This is a genomic window from Variovorax sp. 01T439_2 (assembly GCF_056398445.1).
Genome location: NZ_JBFTPJ010001275.1, coordinates 1 through 1,232, shown reverse-complemented (window position 1 = coordinate 1,232; position 1,232 = coordinate 1). Strand labels below are relative to the sequence as shown.

The 1,232-nt window shown below is 71.7% G+C and carries 3 protein-coding genes; all 3 read right to left on the bottom strand.

Features of this window, described 5'->3' with window-relative positions; all coding sequences use genetic code 11:
- Positions 1 to 335 (bottom strand): DUF2840 domain-containing protein (locus AC1DOC_RS34235; protein WP_478131643.1); only part of this gene is annotated, 335 nt, incomplete at its 3' end.
- 77 nt (positions 336 to 412) lie between these two features.
- Positions 413 to 676 carry a hypothetical protein gene (locus AC1DOC_RS34230; RefSeq protein ID WP_012747212.1) on the bottom strand — a complete coding sequence of 88 codons (264 nt, stop codon included), beginning with the start codon at positions 674 to 676 and terminating at the stop codon, positions 413 to 415.
- Positions 673 to 1,232 (bottom strand): AAA family ATPase (locus AC1DOC_RS34225; RefSeq protein WP_478131642.1); only part of this gene is annotated, 560 nt, incomplete at its 5' end. The genes AC1DOC_RS34230 and AC1DOC_RS34225, both read right to left, overlap by 4 nt.

Below are 1,232 nucleotides of genomic sequence, written 5' to 3'. Positions count from 1 at the left end.
GCGCAGGGGTCGATGCCCAAGGCCTCGATGGCGTCGACCGCCGCGAGCACGGCCTTGACCTGGCTCTCGCCATCGGCGCGCAGCAGAATGCGCGCGCCCGGCTGTACACCGGCAACGCGCTGTGCGCCGTCGGGCGGCATGGGGGCCTGCAGCACCATCAGGTGCCAGAGCGCCGTGCCATAGTCGTTGCCGATCCACTTGACACGGCAGCAGACCGCACCCGACTCGAAGATCGCGACGCGCCGCCAGCGGTCGAGGATGGTCTCGCGCGCCGGCCGACCGAAGCGCAGCCAGACGTTGACGCGATGCTCGACGAAAGCCAGTGACACCCGCATGGGGATGGCCCCGCGCGTGGTCCCCGGGGACCACCCGGCTGGGGGCGAGGGCCGCGCAGAGAGCGGCGGTGGCTGCATCACGGTTCACCTCCGCCGTACTCTCGCTCCAGCAGCTCGCGCAGCATCTCGGCCGCGGTCATGCCGCGCTTGAACGCGACGACCTTGATGTGTCCACGCAGCGCGGGCGTCACGTCGATGGTCAGACGCGCGGTGTAGATCGATGCCTTGACTGCGGCCGCCGGTTCGTCGGCCCGTCGCACCCAGGCCGACGCCGGATCGGCAGCCGGCCTGCGGCCGATCGGCGCCCGCTTCGGCGATGCGGATGTCGCTCGCGACGTCATCGCAGCATCTCCCGCACGGCCTGCGCCAGCGCAGCGATCTCGCGCGCCGCGGCGCACGTCGGCGCCGCTTCGCAGGCGAGCCGCCCCGCGGCAACGCTGTCGGCGAACACGATGCGCTGAGAGATTTCGGCGCACAGGGCGGCGAACGGCTGATCGGCCAAYGCYGCGCGYGCCTCGCGCCCRATGACYGTSCCCACCACRCGCCGRTTGATCACRAARGCSGCGCGCAGTTGCGGCCGAAACACCCTCGCYTCGATCACGAGCTGCACCATCTCGTGGCTGGCCCAYACGTCGTAGGCGCTGGGCTGCACCGGGATCAGCACCAGRTCGGCSGCCAGCAGCGCGGAGCGCGCGAGGGCCGCGACCCGGGGTGGGCCATCGATGACCACGTGGTCGGCCTCCAAGGCGATTTGCGGCGCCTCCTGGTGCAGCGAGTCCCTCGCGAGCCCAAAGACGCCGTAGAGCCGCTTCTGGCCGTTCTGGAGACGCCGCTGCGCCCAGTCCACGGCAGCCGCTTCTGGCCGTTCTGGAGACGCCGCTGCGCCCAGTCCACGGC

Excerpts from the sequence above, each read along its gene's own strand:
- AC1DOC_RS34230 (WP_012747212.1), bottom strand. The coding sequence starts at position 676 with ATGACGTCGCGAGCGACATCCGCATCGCCGAAGCGGGCGCCGATCGGC.